The organism is Oceanicaulis sp., assembly GCF_051859625.1.
Taxonomy (GTDB): domain Bacteria; phylum Pseudomonadota; class Alphaproteobacteria; order Caulobacterales; family Maricaulaceae; genus Oceanicaulis.
In genome coordinates this window covers 438,772-458,853 of sequence record NZ_JBHYFH010000002.1, presented here as the reverse complement: position 1 = coordinate 458,853, position 20,082 = coordinate 438,772, and the positions used below count along the sequence as shown (strand labels likewise).

Sequence of the window (20,082 nt, the reverse complement as noted above, 5' to 3'; positions counted from 1 at the left end):
AAGGCTTCGGAGCCTTAGAACTGGCTTTCAAAGCTCGCTTGCGCGGCGGCGTAAGCGCTGGCCCAGGCCCATTGAAAATTATAGCCGCCGAGCCAGCCCGTCACATCCACGCATTCGCCGATGAAATAGAGCCCCGGACACTTTCGGCTTTCCATTGTCTTTGAAGACAGGCCAGCTGTATCAACGCCGCCGAGCGTCACTTCAGCGGTGCGATACCCTTCGGTGCCCGCAGGCTTCAGGCGCCAGTGAGACAGCGCGTCAGCCAGCGCTTCCAGATCGGCGTGAGAAATATCGGCCAGTCGCGGCCAGTCCGGCAATTGACCGCTTTGATCCATGTGCTCGACGAGGCGTTTTGGCAGAATGGTTTCAAGCGCCTTGCCCAGAGACTTCATGGGCATGTCCTTCTTGAGCGCTTTCAGGCGCTCCGCCCCCTGCCCGCCAGCAAACAGATCAATCTCGATCTCCTCGCCCGGACGCCAATAGGACGACACCTGCAAGATTGCAGGCCCTGACAATCCGCGATGGGTGAACAGCATCCCCTCTTCAAACGCGCCATCACCAGCGCTGGCGATGACCGGTGTGGAGACCCCGGCCAGGCTGGCGAAGTCGGCCTTGGCCTCGCCTTCAAACGTCAGCGGCACAAGCGCGGGTTCCGGTGTGATGATGTCGTGCCCGAACTGGCGCGCCAGATCATAGGCGAAGCCGGTCGCGCCGATCTTGGGGATGGACAGCCCGCCCGTGGCGACCACCAGCCGTCGAGCCTGTACGGGGCCGTCTGACGTGGTCAGCTCAAACAGATCATCATTTTTGATGACCTGGCTGATCTCGACGCCAAGTTTGAGCAAAGCACCGACATTACGCATCTCGTCGAGGAGCATCGTGATGATCGCGCCCGATTTCTGATCGCAGAACAGCTGGCCCAATGTCTTCTCGTGCCAGCTCAGGCCATGGCGCTCCATCAGCGCCAGAAAGTCGGTCGGGGTGTACCGGGCCAAAGCCGATTTGGCGAAATGAGGATTGGCCGACAGAAAGTTGGCCGCTCGGGTTCCCAGATTGGTGAAATTGCAGCGCCCGCCGCCTGAAATGCGGATCTTTTCGGCGGGCTTTTGCGAATGGTCGAGCACCAGGACGGATAAACCCAAGGCTCCCGCCTGACCGGCGTAAAACAGCCCGGCGGCGCCGCCGCCCAGAACCACGGCGTCATAGGGAATGGAAGATCGGGTCATATCCAGTGCGATGGCGCATTCAGACCGTTCGCGCAAGACGCAAGCCTGCAATGAAAGTCTTGCTGTCGGTTATGCTTTTCCTTCATGCGCGCCGTTGGCTGGGTTAGGATGGATATACCTAAAGACGCAAAGAAGGACGCTCACGATGCGCCGCCCTGCCCGGTTTGGACTTCGCGCTCTGGCGCTGACCCTGATGCTGATCGGGGGCATGGTCTGGGTTGGCGATGGTCTGGCGCGTCAGGCCGAACTGGATCAGACGCGTGTGATGAGCGCCGAGATCATCGGTCCGATTGGTCCCGCGACGTCCGCCTATATCCAGCGCGCCATCACACTCGCGGGTCAGGAAAACGCACAGGCGCTGATCGTGGAAATGGATACGCCCGGCGGTCTGGATACGGCCATGCGCGACATCAATCGCGCCATTCTGTCCAGCGAGACGCCTGTCATCGTCTTCGTGCATCCTTCCGGCGCGCGGGCGACCAGCGCTGGCGTCTATATCCTCTACGCCAGCCACCTCGCCGGCATGGCGCCCGGCACATCCCTGGGGGCGGCGACGCCTGTTCAGCTGGGCGGTTTGCCGGGCGGCGATCCGTCCCCGGCCCCTGAAGGCACAGATCCTGCGCTTGAACGCGCTGCTGAAGGCGCAGGTGAAGAGTCTGGCTCAACACCGCAAAACGCGACGGGAAATGCTCAGGCCTTGCGCAACAAGGCCGTCAATGACGCCGTGGCGTATATCCGGTCATTGGCCGAACTGCGTGGGCGCAATGCGAACTGGGCGGAGCGCGCCGTGCGCGACGGCATAAGCGCGACGGCGGATGAAGCGCTCGCGTTGGGCGTGATTGAAATCCGAGCGGATAACCTGTCAGACCTGCTTGTGCAGGCGGACGGTCAGCCCATGCAGCTAGGGTCCGGAGATGAACGCGTCTTATCCGTGGCTCAGGCTCAGATCACCCGGATCGAAAAGACCGCTGCGGAAGACATTCTGTCGGTGATTACAGATCCCAATATCGCGTTCTTGCTGGTTAATCTGGGTTTTGTCGGCCTTCTGGTGTCTTTCTATAACGGGCTTGAGCCTGTCACGGCGATTGCAGGCGTGATCTGCCTGATCGTCGGATTTTACGCCCTGAACACCCTGCCCGTGAATTATGCTGGCGCGGCCCTGGTGGTGCTGGGGCTCGCCCTTTTGGTTGCGGAAGCCTTTTTCGCCTCCTCCGGTCTCTTGGCGCTGGGCGGCCTGGCCGCGTTCGTCCTGGGCGCCTTGATGTTGATTGAGACAGACGCCCCCGCCTTCCGCATTGACTGGCGTCTGATCGCCGTCATGGCTGTCGTCCTTGGCGGGACCCTGTTTGCTATGTTGAGTTATGGTCTCGCCGCTCAGGCCCGCAAAGTCACCACGGGGGGCAAAAGCCTCATCGGCGCTCAGGGCCATGTGCTTGAATGGTCGGGACAGTCCGGCTTTGTTCAGGTTCAGGGCGAACGCTGGAAAGCGGTGGCGAAGACGGCGTTGAACCCAGGTGACGCCATCGTGGTCACCAAGCTGGTCGGATTGACCCTTTATGTGAAGGCGAACGGATGAAGCCTCAGCAAGCAATCGAACCCGCCGCTCAACTGGCGCAAGACGGAGTATTGAACATGGCTGAACTCGGCGTGAATCTCGGCGTATGGGTCGCCTTGGCGTTTGTCGCCTTCGGTGTGATTTCCTCAGCGCTGAAAATCCTGCGCGAATACGAGCGGGCGGTGATCTACACGCTTGGCCGCTATACCGGAACCTCCGGGCCGGGGCTGATCATCCTGATCCCCTTCATCCAGCAAATGGTGCGGGTGGATATCCGGACCGTCGCCGAGGATGTGCCCAGCCAGGACGTGATCAGCCAGGACAATGTCTCGGTGAAGGTGAATGCGGTGCTCTACTACCGCATCATTGATCCGGCCAAGGCGATCAACCAGGTCGAGGATTATCGCATGGCCACCAGCCAGCTGGCCCAGACCACGTTGCGCTCTGTCCTGGGCAAGCATGAGCTTGATGAAATGCTGGCCGAGCGTGACAAGCTCAACTCTGACATCCAGCAGATCCTTGATGACCAGACTGAAGCCTGGGGCATCAAGGTCGCCAATGTCGAGATCAAGCATGTGGATCTGGACTCCTCCATGATCCGGGCCATCGCGCGGCAGGCCGAGGCTGAGCGCGAACGGCGCGCCAAGATCATTTCAGCAGAGGGCGAACAGCAGGCCTCCATCAAGCTCGCTGAAGCCGCGCAAGTCCTGTCGTCCCAGGACGGCGCCTTGCAGCTTCGCTATCTGGGCACGCTGACTGAAATCAGCAGTGAAGGCACGCAAACCATCGTCTTCCCCATGCCGATTGATCTGTTGGGGCAATTGTCCAAGGCTCCGATCCCGGCGAAGTCGGACGCATCTGAAGCGTAAGCCTGAGCTTGCGGTCGGCGGCAGGCTCGCTAGTTTCGATGTGAGTCAGTCAGAAAGATCACGCCCATGACCGCTTATGTCATCAACCCGCCGGTTGAAACGCTGCTTCCGGTGGAGGGCGGTGGTCAGTTTCCCGTCCGGAGAATTTACTGTGTCGGCCGCAACTACGCCGATCACGCACGTGAAATGGGCGCTGATCCTGATCGTGAAGCGCCGTTCTTTTTCTCCAAACCCCGCGATGCGGTGACAAGCCGTAGCGAAATCGCCTATCCGCCAGCGACTGAAGACCTTCATCATGAGGTGGAGCTGGTGCTGGCGCTTGGCGCCGGCGGCGCGAATCTGAGCCCGGAACGCGCGAAAATGATGGTCTATGGCGCGGCGGTGGGCGTGGACCTGACGCGCCGAGATCTTCAGGCCGCCGCCAAGAAAAACGGGCGTCCCTGGGATGCATCGAAAGGCTTTGACCAGTCCGCCCCCATCGGCCTGATCCGTCCCGGACAATCACCGTCTGAAGGATCAATTGTGCTGACTGTGAACGGTGAAACCCGGCAATCCGGCGATCTGGCGCAGATGATCTGGTCCAGCGCCGAAGTGATCTCGCATCTGTCGAGCCTGTTCCGTCTGGAGCCGGGTGATCTCATCTATACGGGCACGCCGGCAGGGGTCGGGCCTGTGGTCCGAGGCGATCAGATCGAGGCCGCCATTACGGATCTGCCGCCCTTGCGCTTCACCCTGGTCTAGAAACAGCGTTTCTGGCTGCGACACCATCGCGTTTGACCTTTGCGGCTCTGGCGAAGAGGAGCCCTCCTGGCTTGCCCGCTTGGCTCAGCCTGTCTACATGCGGGGCGATGTGGCGGCGAACGGAACCGGTATGAGCGATCAGTTCAAGACATCTGTTGATCTTCAGGGCGAGGATATTCACTGGGATCCAGACGCGGGTCTGTCCTATGGCCGATATCTGGGTCTGGATCAGGTTCTCGGCGCGCAGACGCCGCTGACCGATGAGCATGACGAGATGATGTTCATCATCATCCATCAGGCGTCTGAGCTTTGGCTCAAACTGTGCCTTCATGAACTCAACGGCGCGCTGACCCATTTGCAAAACGATCAAGTCCGCCCCGCCATGAAGATGCTGGCGCGCATCGCCCGCATCCAGGAACAGCTGACCCAGTCCTGGTCTGTGCTCTCCACCATGACGCCGGCCGATTATCTCAAGTTTCGCGATGCGCTGGGCCAAAGCTCGGGCTTTCAGAGCCATCAGTATCGCATCCTCGAATACCGCTTGGGCAACAAGAACGCGGCGCTGGCGCGCGTGTTCGCCAACGAGCCTGAAGCGCACGCCGCCGTCACCGCTGCGCTCAACGCGCCGTCACTTTATGATGAGACGCTGAAGCTCGCCGCCCGTCAGGGCGCTGCGCTGCCAGCCGAGGTGATTGATCGCGACTGGTCCAAAGCCTATGAGCCAAACACCCAGGTGGAGGCCATGTGGCGTGAGGTTTACCTCGACACTGCGAAATGGTGGGAACTCTACGAATTCGCCGAAAAGCTCGTGGATCTGGAGCAGAAATTCCAGCAATGGCGCTTCAACCATATGAAAACCGTCGAGCGCATCATCGGCTTCCGGCGCGGCACCGGCGGATCCGGCGGCGTCAGCTATCTCGTCAAGGCGCTCGATCTACGCCTGTTTCCAGAACTCTGGACCGTTCGCACACAGCTTTAATCACGCCCGGGAGTCTTCCATGCGCAGCTTTTACATCTTCATCAAATGCGAACTGGGCCGCACCTATGACGTGGCGTCCGCCATCGTCGATACGGTCAGCGAGACCCGTCAGGTGCATTCGGTGTCTGGCGAGTTTGATCTGCTCGCCCAGTTCGCCGTTGATGACGACGCCGATATCGGGCGTTTCGTGAACAAGTCGGTGCAGACCATTGACGGGGTGAAAGACACCCAGACCCTGATCTGTTTTAACGCCTTTACGCCTGATCGCGGTCAGGGGCTGGATTAAGTCATGCATTTTGGCGTTTTCGACCTGTTCAAGATCGGCGTCGGCCCGTCGAGCTCCCACACTGTGGGACCGATGAAGGCGGCGCGCCTGTTCCTCGAACGCGTGGATGAAGAGCATGGCTTGTCGAGCGTCAAACGCGTGCAAGCGGAAGCCTATGGCTCGCTGGCGCTGACCGGCTCCGGTCACGCGACCGACAAGGCTATTCTGTGGGGGCTTGAGGGCGTGACGCCCGAAGGCGCGGATCCGGACGCCCTGCCCGCGCGCATAGACCGCATCAAGGCCGACAAGACGTTGAAATTGCTTGATGCGCACGAGATCGATTTCAACTGGGATTCTGATCTGGTCTTTAACGGCTCCAAGCGGCTGCCGTTTCACTCCAACGCCATGAAATTCATTGCCTTTGACGCATCTGGCGACGCTTTGCGCGAGGAAATCTGGTACTCGATCGGCGGCGGCTTCGTCATTGATGAGGCCGAGGCCGGGCGCAATTCCGCCGCGGAAGCGCTGAAGGGCGAACCTTATCCGTTCAACTCCTGTGATGAACTGCTGGAAATCTGCGACCGCGAAGGCCTGACCATTCCTGAGCTGATGATGGCCAACGAAACCGCCTTCCGTAAAGAAAGCGAAGTGCGCGACTGGATCTCCAGCGTGACGCAGACCATGGAAGACTGCATCGAACGCGGCGTGCGCCAGCGCGGGGAATTGCCCGGCGGGCTGAACGTCAAACGGCGCGCGCCGCTGATGCGCGACAAGCTGATGGCGGAAGCGGCGCGGGCGGAGACCGACCCCCTCGCCTCCATGGAATGGGTCAATCTGTGGGCCATGGCGGTCAACGAAGAAAACGCCGCCGGCGGCAAGGTCGTCACCGCGCCCACGAATGGCGCGGCGGGCATCATCCCGGCGGTCTTGCGCTATTATGATCGCCACCATCACCGCTCCAACGATCCTGACGCGATTGCGCGCTTCTTCCTGACCTCAGCCGCGATTGGCGCGCTCTATAAACAGAACGCGTCCATTTCGGGCGCTGAAGCGGGCTGTCAGGGCGAAGTGGGCGTCGCCTGCTCCATGGCCGCCGGCGGGCTCGCTGCGGCGCTGGGCGGGACGAACCGTCAGATCGAGAACGCGGCCGAGATCGCCATGGAGCATAATCTGGGGCTGACCTGCGATCCCGTGGGCGGGCTCGTCCAGATCCCCTGCATCGAACGCAACGCCATCGGCGCGATCAAGGCGATCAACGCCGCGCGGCTCGCACTGATGAGCGAGGATGCGGATTACAAGGTGTCGCTCGATCAGGTGATCGAGACCATGGCCCAGACCGCCGCGGACATGAATGACAAATACAAGGAGACGTCTACGGGCGGTCTCGCGGTGAATGTGCCCGTGTGCTGAGGCTAGCGGCTTCTGAAAAAAGAAAACCCCGGAGCATTCGCCCCGGGGTTTTTTGTGCGCCAAGCCTGATCTGGCTTATGCCGCCAGCCCCTCAGCCACCGTATATTTGGCTTCGGTTTTCTCGGCGATCTCTTCGAGCGTCACGCCGTCCGCTAGCTCCACGAGCTTTAGGCCGTCCTCGACCACGTCGAACACGCCCAGAGTGGTGATGACGCGATCCACGCAGCCCTGGCCCGTCAGCGGCAGGGAGCATTCCTTCAAGAGCTTGCTTTCGCCCGCCTTGTTGGTGTGGTCCATGATCACCACGACACGCTGCACGCCGGCGACCAGATCCATCGCGCCGCCCATGCCCTTGACCATTTTTCCCGGGATCATCCAGTTGGCGATGTCGCCTTTTTCAGACACTTCCATCGCGCCCAGAATGGACAGGTTGATATGGCCGCCGCGGATCATGCCGAAGCTGTCGGCCGAGCTGAAATAGCTCGTCTGAGGCAGCTCGGTGATGGTCTGTTTGCCGGCGTTGATGAGGTCAGGATCCACCTCTTCCTCGGTCGGGAACGGGCCCATGCCCAGCATGCCGTTCTCTGACTGCAAGGTCACGTCCATGCCGTCGGGGATAAAGTTCGCAACCAGGGTCGGAATGCCGATGCCCAGATTGACGTAGAAACCGTCTTGCAGCTCTTTGGCCGCGCGTTCAGCGAGTTCGCCTCGGGTCCATGCCATGTCTCGATCTCCCTGACTTAGCGCGTGGTGCGCTGTTCGATGCGTTTCTCGTGATCAGCCTGGAACAGGCGCTGCACGAAAATACCGGGCGTGTGGATATGGTCGGCGTCCAGCGCGCCCAGCTCCACGATCTCTTCGACCTCGGCGATGGTCACCTTGCCGGCGGTCGCCATCATCGGGTTGAAATTTCGCGCGGTCTTGCGAAAGACGAGATTGCCGGCCGGGTCCGCTTTCCAGGCCTTCACGATGGAGACATCGGCCACAAGGCCGGTTTCCATGATGTAGGTCTCGCCATTGAAATCCTTGTGTTCCTTGCCTTCCGCGACCAGCGTGCCGACGCCGGTCTTGGTGTAGAAGCCCGGAATGCCGGCGCCGCCTGCGCGGATGCGTTCGGCCAGCGTGCCCTGGGGGTTGAATTCCAGCTCCAGCTCGCCGTTCAGATACTGTTTCTCGAAGGTCTTGTTCTCACCCACATAGGAGGAGACCATCTTCTTGATCTGGCGGGTGTGCAGCAGCAGACCCAGGCCGAAATCATCAACGCCAGCATTGTTAGAGATCACCGTCAGGTCCTGGGCGTTGCTGTCGCGCAGCGCCAGAATGAGGTTTTCCGGAATGCCGCACAGCCCGAAGCCGCCGGCCATTACGGTCATGCCGTCAAAAGTCAGCCCGTCGAGGGCCGTTTTTGCATCTGGGTAGACTTTGTCCGCCACAGCGCGGTCTCCTTCCCTGAGTTTTTCAACGATCGTTTAATTTGGGTTCGCGTTATAGCCCATATCGCTCTTGAGGCTAATACTTTTCCTCTGGGGCCGGCTTCTGATCGGGGTGGGCTTCACCTCTGTGACGATCAATCTCGACAGCGAGCGCCCCGCCGAAAAACACGGCGTAGGCCGACCAGTAAACCCATAACAGAAACACGATCAGCGTGCCTAGCGGTCCATAGGTGCTGGGATTGACGATGGTCGCCACATACAGCGTGAAGCCTTTGGACGCGATCAACCACAAGGTCGCGCCAGCGCCGGCGCCGATCAGCGAGGCGGGCCAGCTGGTCTCTCCGGCGCGCTGCATCACGAAGCGATAGAGCAGCGTCAGCGCCGTCAGCATGGCGAGATAGGAGATCGACCATTCATTGATCAGGCTGGCGCCGAAATCTGCTGCTTCGCTGCCCAGCAGGCGCAAGGCGGGACGGATCATGTTGGGGATGGTGAGGATCGCCAGATTGGCCAGGACCAGCAAGGCCCCGCCCGCGATCACAGCGCCCATGGCCAACAGGTTGAAATGCAGGATATTGCGCAGATCGCCCCGCCGCGCGATTTGATTGAGGCCTGCGATCATGGCCTTGGCCCCGCGCGCTGCGGCGAACCAGGCGATGAACAAAGCCACGGCGCCTTGCAAGGTCAGCGACGCGTTCGACGTTCCGGCGAGCTCAGACAGCTGAGTGGTCAGAAAGGTGTTGGCGGACGGGGGCAACACGTCCGTCACCTCAAGCCGCGCGACCTGATTGACGGCGTCATCCGCTGAAAACCACAAGCCATAAATGGACGCCGCCACCAGGACGGCAGGCACAAGCGCCAGAAGACCGAAAAACCCCGCGCCGCCCGCAAACAGCATCACTTCGCGGGCCATCATGCGGTCCACGGCCCGAATAGTGATCTTGATCGCCGGGATGTCCCAGGCGCGGCGGATCAGGGATTTGATTTTGACCAGCGGCATGGCGCCCAGCGTTCAAACCTGTTCGAGCATAAAGACACCGAAGGCCGTACGCCCGCGATTTGCGTCTGTTTAGCGCCTATTGCAGCGCTGTGTCAGCCTAAACCCCCGGCGTTTTTCAGCGTGCCGATCTCGGCGTCGGAAAACCCCCAGTCGCGCAGGACGTCCTCGGTATGCTCGCCGGGCTTGGGCGCCGCGCCTTGAATGGCGCCGGGCGTGCGGGAAAAGCGCGGCGCCGGCGCGGCCTGCCGCACGCCCTCGACCTCAACAAATACGCCTCTGGCTTTCATATGCGGATGGTCAGTGGCGTGCTGGGTGTCCAGCACAGGCGCGAAACAGCAATCGGTGCCGTCCAGAAGCGCCGTCCAGTGTGATTGCGGCTCGGCTTTGAAAGTGTCCTCAAACGCTCGCCGCATGTCCGGCCAGGTCTTGGCGTCGTATTGCGATTGCATGGCGGGATGATCTGAGAGGCTCAGCTTGTCGATCAACAGCTGAAAGAACTCCGCCTCCAACGCGCCGATCGAGACAAACGCGCCGTCTGCACAGGGGTAGACGTCATAAAACGGCGCGCCGCCATCCAGAAGGTTCTCGCCGCGCGGCTGGCTCCATAATCCCATGGCGTCCAGCTGATGAACTGCGCCCATCAAATGCGCCGCGCCATCCACGATCGCCGCATCCACGACCTGCCCTTCGCCCGTCGCTCGCGCATGGTGCAGGGCCGAGAGAACCCCAACAGCGAGATACATCGAGCCGCCGCCGAAATCGCCGACCACATTGACGGGGGGAACCGGTTTGTCCTTGGGGCCAATGGCGTCAAGCGCGCCGGTCAAAGCGATATAGTTGAGGTCATGACCGGCGGCATGGGCGAGCGGGCCGTGCTGCCCCCATCCCGTCATGCGTCCATAAACAAGCGCCGGATTGGCTTTCAGCGCCTCATCAGGCCCGAGCCCCAAACGCTCCATCACTCCCGGGCGATAGCCTTCAAGAATGATGTCGGCGTTTTTGATCAGCTTCAGGCACGCTTTGACCGCGTCAGGGCTTTTGAGATTGAACGCCGCCGATCGCCGACCGCGCGCCAGGATCTCCGCCGGACCGCCGCCGCCGGCATGGGGGCGGTCGATCCGGATAACCTCTGCACCCAGGTCGCTGAGCAGCATGGCGCAGAAGGGCGCAGGCCCCAATCCAACAAATTCCAGGACTTTAACGCCACGCAAAGGGCCTTGTGCTTTTGTATCGGTCGGCATGTAGCTGAATCGCTTTGTGACAATTTCAGGAATCAAAGTTTTGACACTGAACTCAGAACGACACAATCTTGCTGCCTCGGGTCGAGGGGGGCAGACGGGGCGGATGTTTTCCATAGCAGTCATGGGCGATGACGCCAGGGCGCGCGAAACCGCCGAGCTATTGGCTCAAATGGGGTTTCAGGTCGCAACACATGTAGAAACCGGTTGCGAAGCCGTGGTGAGTTTCGGTCCCTCCGACCAGGATATCCCATCAGACATACTGCATCTGGCGATTGGCGAGCATGACTGCGCCCATCTGGATGCGCGGCTGCCTCTAAACGCCCACCCTATCCAGATCGCCTCACGTCTACGCGCCCTGTCTCGCCTGAAAGTGCTTGAGCATACGGCGCAGCTCAGACTGCAAAGCGCTCTGGAGGCAGGCTATCAACCCGCGCCGGTTCCGGTGAATGCTGATGACTCGACGGTTTTATTCGTCGGTTCGCCGGGCCCGTCTTTCATGCGGCTGCAGTTTGCAATGTCCAAAGCCGGCATTCAGACCATCGCCGCTTTTTCAACGTTCAACGCTTTTGATTACCTGCATGAACGCACGTTTGACGCGGTTATCCTGAACACCCGCCCGGAGCCCGGGCTGGCGCATACGGTCTGTTCGGCCATGCGCCGCAATACGCGGCTCTATCATACGCCAGCGATCCTTCTGACCGCCGAGACCGATTATGCGGGTGCGGATGAAGCGTTCGCGCGTGGCGCATCCGATATTCTCTCTGACGCCGCCAGCAATGACGACATGCGCGATCGCGTGATGGCGCTGGCGTCTGAACGCCGCCGCCGCAGACTGGCCAAGGCGCGGCTGGAAGCCTGCCGCTTGCCGAGCCTGCTTGATGAGACTTCCGATCTTTACAACGAGCGCTTTGGCCGCATTCACCTTCAAAGCCTGATGAACCAGGCCGCCGCGCGGGCTGAACCGCTCAGCCTGATCATGTTGACCGTCAGCGCGCCGCAGGAGGCGGGCATGAACGGCTTTGCAAAGGCGTCCAACCAGTTCGCCGGCATGTTGCGTCACTGCGTGCGAGCCGAGGACTTTGTCGTGCGCCTGGGTCAGGACCGATTCATTATCGCCCTTCCCAAAACGCCCAAGGTCGAAGCGACGATGGTCTCCAATCGCGTCTCCGCCATCGCCGAATGCACGGCGTATGAAGGCGCAGACCCGCTCAAGCCCTTCCGGCTCGAGTTGAGCCCCTCCATTGAGGAAGCCGCCGGTGAAACCAGCGCTGAAGCTCTGATTGACCAGATGGTGCGCCGCTCGAACGTGTTGCCGTTCAGTTCCGCCAGAACCGGCTAGGCCGCTTCCTTGGCCCGGCGCGCCGCGTCGGCCACCGGCGCCAGAAGCCGGAGCGCGCCCTTGAGGCGATCCATCGGATCGGGGAAGTCTCCCTTGAGCACCAGCGTGTTGTCCGGCCGCAGCTTGTAATCGGCCGGGCGCTTGGTCATCAGCTCGACAAGCGCCGCCGGATCGCCAAAGCCGTGCTCGCGGAAGGTTGCGACCGCCCCCTTGGGGCCAGCATCCAGCTTGGCCACATTCGCCCGTTTACACAGGGCCTTAAGCGCAACAACCTGAAGCAAGCTCTCAACTTCATCAGGCAGCTTGCCGAACCGGTCGATCAGCTCGGCCGCGAATCCCTCGCGTTCCTGCTTGGTGTCCAGAGACGACAGGCGGCGATAGAGCGCCATGCGCACATCGAGATCCGGCACATACTCTTCCGGGATCAGCACCGCCGCGCCCACATTGATGGCGGGCGACCAGTCGCGCTCCTCCAGGCTGGAATCGCCCTGCAGGCTCGCCACGGCTTCTTCCAGCATGGACTGATACAGCTCCACGCCCACATCCTTGATGTGGCCTGATTGCTCTTCGCCCAGAAGATTGCCGCCGCCGCGCAGATCCAGGTCGTGGCTGGCCAGTGTGAAACCGGCGCCCAGGCTATCAAGCGATTGCAATACTTTCAGGCGCTTGTCCGCTGTGGCGGTGAGTTTCTGGTTGGCGGGCGTCGTGAGGTAAGCGTAGGCGCGCGCCTTGGCGCGTCCGACCCGGCCGCGCAGCTGATAGAGCGGCGCCAGGCCGAACATGTCGGCGCGGTGGATGATCATGGTGTTGGCGGTCGGGATGTCGATGCCAGATTCCACGATGGTGGTGGAGACCAGTACATCGTACCGGCCCTCATAAAACGCCGTCATGATGTCTTCCAGCTGACTGCCGGACATCTGGCCATGAGCGACCACGAAACTGACCTCAGGCACCTGTTCACGCAGGAACCGCGAGATTTCATCAAGATCTGTGATCCGCGGGGCCACATAATAGCTCTGTCCGCCGCGATAACGTTCACGCAGCAGGGCTTCGCGCACAGTGACGCTGTCAAAGGGCGTCACATAGGTGCGCACCGCCAGACGGTCCACCGGCGGCGTTGCGATGATCGACAGGTCGCGAATGCCCGCCATGGACAGCTGCAGGGTGCGCGGGATCGGCGTCGCGGTCAGAGTCAGAACGTGGACGTCTGATTTAAGCTCCTTGAGGCGTTCCTTGTGCTTGACGCCAAAGCGCTGTTCTTCGTCGATCACCAGCAGGCCCAGATCGGCGAATTTCACGGTCTTCGCCAGGATGGCGTGGGTGCCGATGACGATCTCGCACGTACCCTCCGCCAGCTCCTTGCGGGTGGCGGTCGCTTCTTTCGCCGGTACGAGGCGGGAGAGTTGCCGCACTTTCACCGGCCACCCCTTGAAGCGTTCTTCAAAGGTCTTGAAGTGCTGGCGCGCGAGCAAGGTCGTTGGCGCGACAATGGCGACCTGACGTCCGCTCATGGCGGCGACGAACGCCGCGCGCAGGGCCACTTCGGTCTTGCCAAAGCCCACATCACCGCAGATCAACCGGTCCATGGGGCGGCCCCGGGCGAAATCAGAGAACACATCGTCGATGGCGTGAAGCTGGTCGTCGGTCTCCACATACGGGAAGCGCGCGGCGAACTCGTCATAGAGGCCGCTGGGCGGGGTCAGCACTTCGGCGTCACGCGCATTGCGGGTGGCGGCGATCTTGATCAGCTGATCGGCCATGTCGCGCAGGCGTTTCTTCGCCTTGGCCTTGCGCGCCTGCCAAGCGCCCGCGCCCAGACGATCAAGCTGGGCGGTCTCGCTGTCCTGACCATAGCGCGAGAGAAGTTCGATGTTCTCGACAGGCAGGTAGAGTTTGCTGGCGCCGGCGTATTCCAGCTCAAGGCAATCATGCGGCGCATCGCCGACCGACAGGGTTTTCAGGCCCAGATAGCGCCCGAGACCATGATCGGCGTGAACCACCAGATCGCCGGGCGTCAGCGCGCCGGCTTCGGCGATGACGTCGGCGGTCTTCTTTTTACGGCGCGGTCGCGCCAAACGATCGCCCAGAACATCCTGTTCTGCGATGACCACGAAATCGGGCGTCTCAAAGCCGTGTTCCAGCGGCAGGACGATGCGGGATATCGTCTGACCGCTCATCTTGTGAGCGGCGCGCCAGTCATCGGCCGCCATGATCGGTTTCAGGCCATGATCGCCCAGCACGCTGGCGAGACGGTCAGAGCCGCCTTCCGACCAGCTGGCGAACAGCACGCGCTTGCCGGATGAACGCAGAGCGACGGCGTGCTTGGTGGCGGCGTCAAAGACATTCTGATCCGCCTGGCGTTCAGCGGCGAAGCTGCGGCCCTGTTTGCCGCCCATGTCGATGACGGTCTCGCCCGCTTCCTGAAACGCGGTGAAGCGGCGCGCGGCGCGCTGGTCTATTGCACGCGCCCATTCGTCTTCATCAAGGTAGAGCGATGTGGGTTCCAACGCGCGATAGGCGGGCGCGCCCATGGCCCCGGCGCCGGATTTCGATGCCGCCTGACGCGCATCATAATAGTCGCGGATCTGCTCGAGCCGCTCATCGAGCGCGTCCTTGACCAGCGGGTCTAGCCCCACCAGAGCGCCCTCGCCTACATACTCAAAGACCGTATCGAGATGATCATGAAACAATGGCAGCCAGTGCTCGGCCCCGTTCGGGCGCGCGCCTGCGCTGACAGAATCATAAATCGGATCGCCTGAGCCGACCGCGCCGAAATTTTTCAGAAAGCCCGAGCGGAAGCGCGAAATGGCGTCAGCGTTCAGAACAATCTCGCTGACCGGCGCGAAGCTGACCGATTTGAGCTGTGTGGTGGTGCGTTGGGTTTCAGGGTCAAAGCCGCGCACGCTTTCCAAGACATCGCCGAAGAAATCAAGCCGCACCGGCTCTTCGGCGTCGGCCGGGAACACGTCGATCACCCCGCCGCGCACGGCGTAATCGCCGCGCTCGGTGACAGTGGCGGTGCGCACATAGCCGTTTTCCGCCAGATGCTGTTTGAGCACTTCGGAATCCAGAACACCGCCGGGCTTCGCGCTCAAGCCCCCGCCTGACAGGGCGGCTTTGGGCGCGCAGCGCTGAAGGGCGCCAGACACGGTGGAGATCACCAGAAGCGGCTTTTTCTCTTTCGGATCGCGTTGCGCCAGCGCATGCAGCGCCCCGGCGCGCCGCGCCGCCGTGCGCGGGCTGGGGCTGATCCGGTCATAGGGCTGACAATCCCAGCCCAGAAGCCGCAATTGTTCGAGGTCCGGCGCGAAGAACCGCGCCGCCGCCGCGAACGCGCTGGCCCGCGCCTCGTCGGTGGCGATGTAGAGCCCCACCCCGCCCCGCGCCCGCAAGGCGTCACAGAAGATCAGGGCGTCAAAGCCTTCAGGCGCGCCGCAAACGGTCAGCGATTGGGTCGACTCAGCAAGCGCTTTGAAATCGTTCACGGCGGGGCGTCCTCAATACAATTTCGCCCCCGCGCCAGTTTGACGGGGGGTGATTGGTTCTCTTTACACCACTCTTCCCCGGCGAAGGCCGGGGGCCAGAGCAGTCAAACGTCGCGCTCGATCCTCTTTGGATCCCGGTCTTCACCGGGAAAGAGGGCAAATGCTGACAGTTTAGCTCGACGGGCCGTCGCCCTCGGCGGCGAGCGCCTCGTAATCAAAGCTTTTCAGCGCATCCAGCACCGGGCCGTCATAATTGGCCGGAGTCTCGATCGTGCCGCAGATCCAGGCGTAAACCTCGGTGTCGGGCGCATCCAGAAGACGCTCAAACTCATCCACCTCGTCTGGCGACAGGTCATAGAGCTTGGTGTCCGCGAAGCGTCCCATGATCAGGTCGGCTTCCTTGAACCCTCGCCGCCAGGCGCGAAACGTCAAACGCTTCAGCCGCGCGTCAGGGTCCAGGGGCGTGTTCGGATCGGAGAAAGGATTGTCACTCATGACTGCGCATATAGCGCGCAGAAGGGCGCGGGTGAAGGGCTGCGCCTTCACCCGTTTCAAACCTATGCAGATCAGGGGCGTTTGCGGCCCGTTATCATGGAGGCTGGCAGGTTCTCACGATGCACGAGGCTTGAGACCAGCACGCCGATCACATGGATCCCGGCGAGCGCGAGCGTGATGTAGACAAAGATCGAATGGAGCGACTCGTATAGCTCTTCTGCGCGTTCGTCGCCCGCTTCTCCGGCTTCATAGCGGTCGTCATGCTCTTCTTGTTCGTCGTCTTCATCTTCATAGGCTCGTGTCTGCGGGGCTTGCGACGTCTCACCGATTTCCGTCCCGGGTTGGCCCGAGCTCGCCATGATCCCTGCAAGCGGACCTGCGCCGTCTTCAATCGCTTGCAAGGCGAGGCCGGACGCCATCACGCCTGACAGAGCAATCAGCAGAGCCACAGTCATGGCGCCGCCCGCCGCGTTGTGGCCAATGGAGCGTTTGGCTTCGCCCTTGAAGAGACCCGAAACATAGCGCAAGACCGCGCCGGGACCTTTGACGAAACTGGAAAAACGGGCGTGTCGTGTGCCGACAAAGCCCCAGATGACTCTCACAAGGACGGCAATCCCGACGATGTATCCGGCCCAGATATGAACATTGGGGACTTCATCGCCGGTGAAATATGCGGTCAGGACTCCGATGACGATGACCCAGTGACCGATCCGTACGACGGGGTCCCAGACCTTTACAGTGGTCGGTTCATGCGAACCTGAACCGTCTGCTTGTTGGTTGTTGCTCATATCGCTCTCCAGTTGACGCTGACGGTCGAGGATTGCGCTTGCGGTTTTCCCTGCACGTTTCCTCGGTCGACGGCTGTGGATCAGTGCTGGCGTGAAAAGTGAGCAAGGGCCATACGTCTTTTGACAGTTCCCCCGGTCCCGCGTGTGAATGGAGGCGTCCTATGTCGGAAAACACATCCCAGAGGCTTATCCATATTGTGACATCAGGCGTCTTCGGTTTGATCGCAATGCTGATAGCCGCTGACCTTCTGATCGACGGGCGTGAAGGCGTGAGCCTGACCCATCTGATGCTTGAGGGTTTTGTTCTGGTGGTGGCGCTGTGCGGGGCGGGGCTGACCTTGCGCCGTTTTTTGCAAGTGAATCGGGATCTGGTCATCGCGCGACGCGACACAATCCATTGGCGCGATCAACACCGCGCGCTCGTGCAAGGTTTGAGCGCCGCCATCTCTGATCAGTTCTCGGCCTGGAACCTGACCCCGTCAGAGACAGAGATCGGCATGCTCTTGCTCAAAGGGCTTTCACACGCCCAGATCGCAGACCTTCGCGGCACGTCAGAACGAACGGTTCGTGAGCAATCGCGATCCCTGTACCGGAAGGCGGGGCTGGAAGGACGGGCGGACCTGGCCGCGTTCTTTCTTGAAGACCTGTTGCCGCCCCAACGCTGAAAGCGGGTGCGGATGGGTGAAGTGCGAGACTTTCGCGAATCCAGTTCACGGGCGATGTTAGCGCCATGCGCCCGCAATCCCTCTTCCCGCTTTTTGCTGATCTGACCACGCTCAAGGGCGTGGGGCCTCGGCTTGCGGCGTTGATGGAGAAGGTGGCGGGGCCGCGGGTGAAAGATCTGATCTTCACCGCGCCCACGGGGCTGGTGGACCGGACGCACCGGGTCTCGATCTCTGATGCCGGGGACGCCGGCAATCAGGTGCTGGTCAGCATCGAGGCGGAGGTGGAGGCCCATATCCCCCGCCCCACCATGAAGCAGCCCTATAAGGTGCGCATGCGCGACGAGACGGGCTGGCTGCATCTGGTGTTTTTCAACGCCAAATCCGATTATTTGCGCCGCATGCTGCCCGAAGGCTCAACCCGTTTGGTGTCGGGCAAGGCGGAGCGTTTCGCCAGCGAAATCCAGATGGTGCATCCTGATCTGATCGCCGATCCCAAAGAGGTCGAGGACAAGGATCTGTTGCAGCCGGTCTATCCGCTGACGGCGGGGCTGTCGGTCAATGTGATACGCAAGGCGATGGCTGAGGCGCTGAGCACCCTGCCCGATCTGCCGGAATGGATCGATCTGCCCCTGAAAGCGCGCGAGGACTGGCCGGGCTGGCGCGAGGCGCTGCTGGAGCTGCACGCGCCGCAATCGGGCCTTGATCTGGAGCCGGCGGCGCGGGTTCGAAAACGCCTCGCCTTTGACGAATTGTTCGCCCACCAGCTGGCTTTGAAACTGGCTCGGCGTGATCGCAAGGCGCGCAAAGGTCGGCCGCTGACAGGTGACGGCGGCCGTGTGGCTCAAGTCCTGGAGCATGCGCCCTTCACCCCGACCGGCGCTCAAATGCGCGCGTTTGAGGCCTGCAAGGCTGATATGGACAGCGCGCAGCGCATGATGCGGCTGGTTCATGGCGATGTGGGCTCGGGCAAGACCTTTGTCGCGGCGCTCTGCGCCGCCCATGCCGCCGAGGCCGGGGTTCAGACCGCCCTGATGGCGCCGACTGAAATCGTCGCCCGCCAGCACGCCAAGGTGATGAGCGATCTTCTGGCGCCCGCCGGGATATCGGTCGTGGCGTTGACCGGACGCGACAAGGGCAAGGCGCGCCAGGCATTGGAAGCGCAGATCGCCTCGGGCGAGGCGCAGGTGGTCTGCGGCACCCACGCCTTGTTTCAGGACAGCGTGGAGTTCGCCGATCTGGGCCTGGTGGTGATTGACGAGCAACACCGGTTCGGGGTGTCGGACCGCCGCAAGCTGACCATGAAGGGCCGCGCGCCGGATGTGCTCGCCATGTCCGCCACCCCTATTCCGCGCACGCTGACGCTCGCGGCGTTCGGTGATCTTGATGTCAGCCGTCTGGATGAAAAGCCCGCTGGCCGCATTCCGCCTGACACGCGCGTCGTATCCGGCGAGCGGCTTTATGAGATTGTCGAAGGGCTCAAGCGTGCTCTCGCCAAGGGCGAGCGCGCCTACTGGGTCTGCCCGCTGGTGGAAGACAGCGACACGTCTGACCTCGCCGCCGCCGAAGCGCGCCATCACATGTTGTCTGAAATGTTGCCGAACGCGCGCATCGGTCTGGTTCATGGCCGCATGCCGGCGCGCGACAAGCAACAGGCCGCCGAGGATTTCCGAGCCGGCGAGATTGACGTGCTGGTCGCCACCACTGTGATCGAGGTCGGCGTGGATGCGCCGGACGCCACCATCATGGTGATCGAGCACGCCGAGCGGTTTGGCCTGGCCCAGCTCCATCAGTTGCGCGGGCGCGTGGGCCGGGGCGACAAGCCCTCCACTTGCCTCTTGCTCTATCATGGCCAGCTGGGCGAGACCGCCCGGGCGCGTCTCGAGATCATGCGCAATTCCGATGACGGCTTCGTCATCGCCGAGGAAGACTGGCGCTTGCGCGGCTCTGGTGATCCACTGGGGCTCAAACAATCGGGCCTGCCGGATTATCGAATCGCAGATTTGGCGGCTCATGCAGACCTTCTGGAGCTCGCCAGCGACGCGGCTCAGTATGAAACCGCCCGTGAAGAGGTGTTCGCCGGAGAGCGCGGAGAGGCCCTGCGCACCTTGCTGTACTTGTTTGAACGCGATGAAGGCGTACGGCTGATGCGGTCTGGATAATCCGGGCCGCAGATTTCTCTGGCCATCGGTTCCGCTCTGTAGTACAAAGCGCCTATCGATACATGGCCAGGTTTTAGGTCACTAGCGTTTCGGCGCTGATTCCACTCCCTCCAAATGTCGATGTCCGCCATGCTCTTATTCGGAGGGCGTGGTGATTATCTCTTGTCTAAAAAAGGACATTCATCAATGGCTACCGGCATTGTGAAGTGGTTCAACGCCACCAAAGGCTACGGTTTCATTCAACCTGACGACGGTTCCAAGGACGTGTTCGTGCACGCCTCCGCCGTTGAGCGTGCGGGCATGCCCGAGCTCACCGAAGGTCAGCGCATTTCTTATGAAGAAGAGCGCGACCACAAAAGCGGCAAAACTTCCGCAGGTTCGCTTGCGAAAGCCGACTAATCTGATCTGAAAAGATTGGAGGAAGAGCCCCCC

The 20,082-nt window shown here is 61.6% G+C and carries 18 protein-coding genes; 10 read left to right on the top strand and 8 right to left on the bottom strand.

Going from position 1 to position 20,082, the window contains the following annotated elements; all coding sequences use genetic code 11:
* Positions 1 to 14: 14 nt before the first annotated feature.
* A complete protein-coding gene (locus tag ACTIGF_RS11805) occupies positions 15 to 1,226 on the bottom strand; it encodes an NAD(P)/FAD-dependent oxidoreductase (protein ID WP_439637076.1) in 1,212 nt (403 codons plus the stop codon).
* Between the two features lie 145 nt (positions 1,227 to 1,371).
* Here ACTIGF_RS11805 and ACTIGF_RS11800 point away from each other — a divergent pair, with 145 nt between their 5' ends.
* The 6 genes from ACTIGF_RS11800 (at position 1,372) to ACTIGF_RS11775 (ending at position 7,045) form a co-directional block, all read left to right on the top strand.
* Complete coding sequence (locus tag ACTIGF_RS11800) at positions 1,372 to 2,802, top strand: NfeD family protein (RefSeq protein ID WP_439637075.1); 1,431 nt, start codon at positions 1,372 to 1,374, stop codon at positions 2,800 to 2,802.
* Positions 2,803 to 2,858: 56 nt separating this feature from the next.
* Positions 2,859 to 3,650: a slipin family protein gene (locus tag ACTIGF_RS11795; protein ID WP_439637074.1), complete on the top strand. Its 792-nt coding sequence runs from the start codon at positions 2,859 to 2,861 to the stop codon at positions 3,648 to 3,650.
* 66 nt (positions 3,651 to 3,716) lie between these two features.
* Positions 3,717 to 4,391, top strand: a complete 675-nt coding sequence (locus tag ACTIGF_RS11790; RefSeq protein WP_439637073.1) for a fumarylacetoacetate hydrolase family protein — start codon at positions 3,717 to 3,719, stop codon at positions 4,389 to 4,391.
* A 130-nt stretch (positions 4,392 to 4,521) separates the two neighbouring features.
* Positions 4,522 to 5,370, top strand: a complete 849-nt coding sequence (gene kynA / locus ACTIGF_RS11785) for a tryptophan 2,3-dioxygenase (protein WP_439637296.1) — start codon at positions 4,522 to 4,524, stop codon at positions 5,368 to 5,370.
* Positions 5,371 to 5,389: 19 nt separating this feature from the next.
* Positions 5,390 to 5,656, top strand: a complete 267-nt coding sequence (locus ACTIGF_RS11780; RefSeq protein WP_430432161.1) for an Lrp/AsnC ligand binding domain-containing protein — start codon at positions 5,390 to 5,392, stop codon at positions 5,654 to 5,656.
* Positions 5,657 to 5,659: 3 nt separating this feature from the next.
* The gene (locus ACTIGF_RS11775) at positions 5,660 to 7,045 is read left to right on the top strand and encodes an L-serine ammonia-lyase (protein WP_439637072.1); all 1,386 of its coding nucleotides are present in this window, start codon (positions 5,660 to 5,662) and stop codon (positions 7,043 to 7,045) included.
* Positions 7,046 to 7,120: 75 nt separating this feature from the next.
* Here the strand turns inward: ACTIGF_RS11775 and ACTIGF_RS11770 are convergent, their stop codons facing one another.
* The 4 genes from ACTIGF_RS11770 to ACTIGF_RS11755 form a co-directional block, all read right to left on the bottom strand.
* Complete coding sequence (locus ACTIGF_RS11770) at positions 7,121 to 7,768, bottom strand: CoA transferase subunit B (RefSeq protein ID WP_439637071.1); 648 nt, start codon at positions 7,766 to 7,768, stop codon at positions 7,121 to 7,123.
* A 17-nt stretch (positions 7,769 to 7,785) separates the two neighbouring features.
* On the bottom strand, positions 7,786 to 8,478 hold the full coding sequence (locus ACTIGF_RS11765) for a CoA transferase subunit A (protein ID WP_439637070.1): 693 nt from the start codon (positions 8,476 to 8,478) through the stop codon (positions 7,786 to 7,788).
* Positions 8,479 to 8,554: 76 nt separating this feature from the next.
* Positions 8,555 to 9,478 (bottom strand): YihY/virulence factor BrkB family protein, encoded by a 924-nt coding sequence (locus tag ACTIGF_RS11760; RefSeq protein ID WP_439637069.1) that lies wholly within the window; start codon positions 9,476 to 9,478, stop codon positions 8,555 to 8,557.
* 92 nt (positions 9,479 to 9,570) lie between these two features.
* Positions 9,571 to 10,719 carry a CaiB/BaiF CoA transferase family protein gene (locus tag ACTIGF_RS11755; RefSeq protein ID WP_439637068.1) on the bottom strand — a complete coding sequence of 383 codons (1,149 nt, stop codon included), beginning with the start codon at positions 10,717 to 10,719 and terminating at the stop codon, positions 9,571 to 9,573.
* Between the two features lie 103 nt (positions 10,720 to 10,822).
* On the opposite strand from ACTIGF_RS11755, the gene ACTIGF_RS11750 reads away from it, so the two are divergent.
* The gene (locus tag ACTIGF_RS11750; protein ID WP_439637067.1) at positions 10,823 to 12,058 is read left to right on the top strand and encodes a diguanylate cyclase domain-containing protein; all 1,236 of its coding nucleotides are present in this window, start codon (positions 10,823 to 10,825) and stop codon (positions 12,056 to 12,058) included.
* Here the strand turns inward: ACTIGF_RS11750 and mfd are convergent.
* The 3 genes from mfd to ACTIGF_RS11735 all read right to left on the bottom strand — a co-directional run bounded on the left by mfd (position 12,055) and on the right by ACTIGF_RS11735 (position 16,826).
* Positions 12,055 to 15,543 carry a transcription-repair coupling factor gene (mfd, locus tag ACTIGF_RS11745; RefSeq protein WP_439637066.1) on the bottom strand — a complete coding sequence of 1,163 codons (3,489 nt, stop codon included), beginning with the start codon at positions 15,541 to 15,543 and terminating at the stop codon, positions 12,055 to 12,057. The two genes, ACTIGF_RS11750 and mfd, sit on opposite strands and share 4 nt — an antisense overlap.
* A 171-nt stretch (positions 15,544 to 15,714) precedes the next feature.
* Positions 15,715 to 16,038: a succinate dehydrogenase assembly factor 2 gene (locus ACTIGF_RS11740; RefSeq protein WP_439637065.1), complete on the bottom strand. Its 324-nt coding sequence runs from the start codon at positions 16,036 to 16,038 to the stop codon at positions 15,715 to 15,717.
* A 71-nt stretch (positions 16,039 to 16,109) separates the two neighbouring features.
* On the bottom strand, positions 16,110 to 16,826 hold the full coding sequence (locus ACTIGF_RS11735; RefSeq protein WP_439637064.1) for a cytochrome b/b6 domain-containing protein: 717 nt from the start codon (positions 16,824 to 16,826) through the stop codon (positions 16,110 to 16,112).
* Between the two features lie 227 nt (positions 16,827 to 17,053).
* Here ACTIGF_RS11735 and ACTIGF_RS11730 point away from each other — a divergent pair, with 227 nt between their 5' ends.
* The 3 genes from ACTIGF_RS11730 (at position 17,054) to ACTIGF_RS11720 (ending at position 20,049) form a co-directional block, all read left to right on the top strand.
* A complete protein-coding gene (locus ACTIGF_RS11730) occupies positions 17,054 to 17,491 on the top strand; it encodes a helix-turn-helix transcriptional regulator (protein ID WP_439637063.1) in 438 nt (145 codons plus the stop codon).
* Positions 17,492 to 17,556: 65 nt separating this feature from the next.
* Positions 17,557 to 19,650, top strand: a complete 2,094-nt coding sequence (gene recG / locus ACTIGF_RS11725) for an ATP-dependent DNA helicase RecG (protein WP_439637062.1) — start codon at positions 17,557 to 17,559, stop codon at positions 19,648 to 19,650.
* Positions 19,651 to 19,836: 186 nt separating this feature from the next.
* A complete protein-coding gene (locus ACTIGF_RS11720; protein WP_028284420.1) occupies positions 19,837 to 20,049 on the top strand; it encodes a cold-shock protein in 213 nt (70 codons plus the stop codon).
* The last annotated feature ends 33 nt before the right edge of the window (positions 20,050 to 20,082 follow it).

What these genes read in the sequence shown, in the direction of transcription:
- ACTIGF_RS11805 (WP_439637076.1), bottom strand. Translation starts at nt 1,226, where the DNA reads ATGACCCGATCTTCCATTCCCTATGACGCCGTGGTTCTGGGCGGCGGC.
- ACTIGF_RS11800 (WP_439637075.1), top strand. Translation starts at nt 1,372, where the DNA reads ATGCGCCGCCCTGCCCGGTTTGGACTTCGCGCTCTGGCGCTGACCCTG.
- ACTIGF_RS11795 (WP_439637074.1), top strand. Translation starts at nt 2,859, where the DNA reads ATGGCTGAACTCGGCGTGAATCTCGGCGTATGGGTCGCCTTGGCGTTT.
- ACTIGF_RS11790 (WP_439637073.1), top strand. Translation starts at nt 3,717, where the DNA reads ATGACCGCTTATGTCATCAACCCGCCGGTTGAAACGCTGCTTCCGGTG.
- kynA (WP_439637296.1), top strand. Translation starts at nt 4,522, where the DNA reads ATGAGCGATCAGTTCAAGACATCTGTTGATCTTCAGGGCGAGGATATT.
- ACTIGF_RS11780 (WP_430432161.1), top strand. Translation starts at nt 5,390, where the DNA reads ATGCGCAGCTTTTACATCTTCATCAAATGCGAACTGGGCCGCACCTAT.
- ACTIGF_RS11775 (WP_439637072.1), top strand. Translation starts at nt 5,660, where the DNA reads ATGCATTTTGGCGTTTTCGACCTGTTCAAGATCGGCGTCGGCCCGTCG.
- ACTIGF_RS11770 (WP_439637071.1), bottom strand. Translation starts at nt 7,768, where the DNA reads ATGGCATGGACCCGAGGCGAACTCGCTGAACGCGCGGCCAAAGAGCTG.
- ACTIGF_RS11760 (WP_439637069.1), bottom strand. Translation starts at nt 9,478, where the DNA reads ATGCCGCTGGTCAAAATCAAATCCCTGATCCGCCGCGCCTGGGACATC.
- ACTIGF_RS11755 (WP_439637068.1), bottom strand. Translation starts at nt 10,719, where the DNA reads ATGCCGACCGATACAAAAGCACAAGGCCCTTTGCGTGGCGTTAAAGTC.
- ACTIGF_RS11750 (WP_439637067.1), top strand. Translation starts at nt 10,823, where the DNA reads ATGTTTTCCATAGCAGTCATGGGCGATGACGCCAGGGCGCGCGAAACC.
- ACTIGF_RS11740 (WP_439637065.1), bottom strand. Translation starts at nt 16,038, where the DNA reads ATGAGTGACAATCCTTTCTCCGATCCGAACACGCCCCTGGACCCTGAC.
- ACTIGF_RS11735 (WP_439637064.1), bottom strand. Translation starts at nt 16,826, where the DNA reads ATGAGCAACAACCAACAAGCAGACGGTTCAGGTTCGCATGAACCGACC.
- ACTIGF_RS11730 (WP_439637063.1), top strand. Translation starts at nt 17,054, where the DNA reads ATGCTGATAGCCGCTGACCTTCTGATCGACGGGCGTGAAGGCGTGAGC.
- recG (WP_439637062.1), top strand. Translation starts at nt 17,557, where the DNA reads ATGCGCCCGCAATCCCTCTTCCCGCTTTTTGCTGATCTGACCACGCTC.
- ACTIGF_RS11720 (WP_028284420.1), top strand. Translation starts at nt 19,837, where the DNA reads ATGGCTACCGGCATTGTGAAGTGGTTCAACGCCACCAAAGGCTACGGT.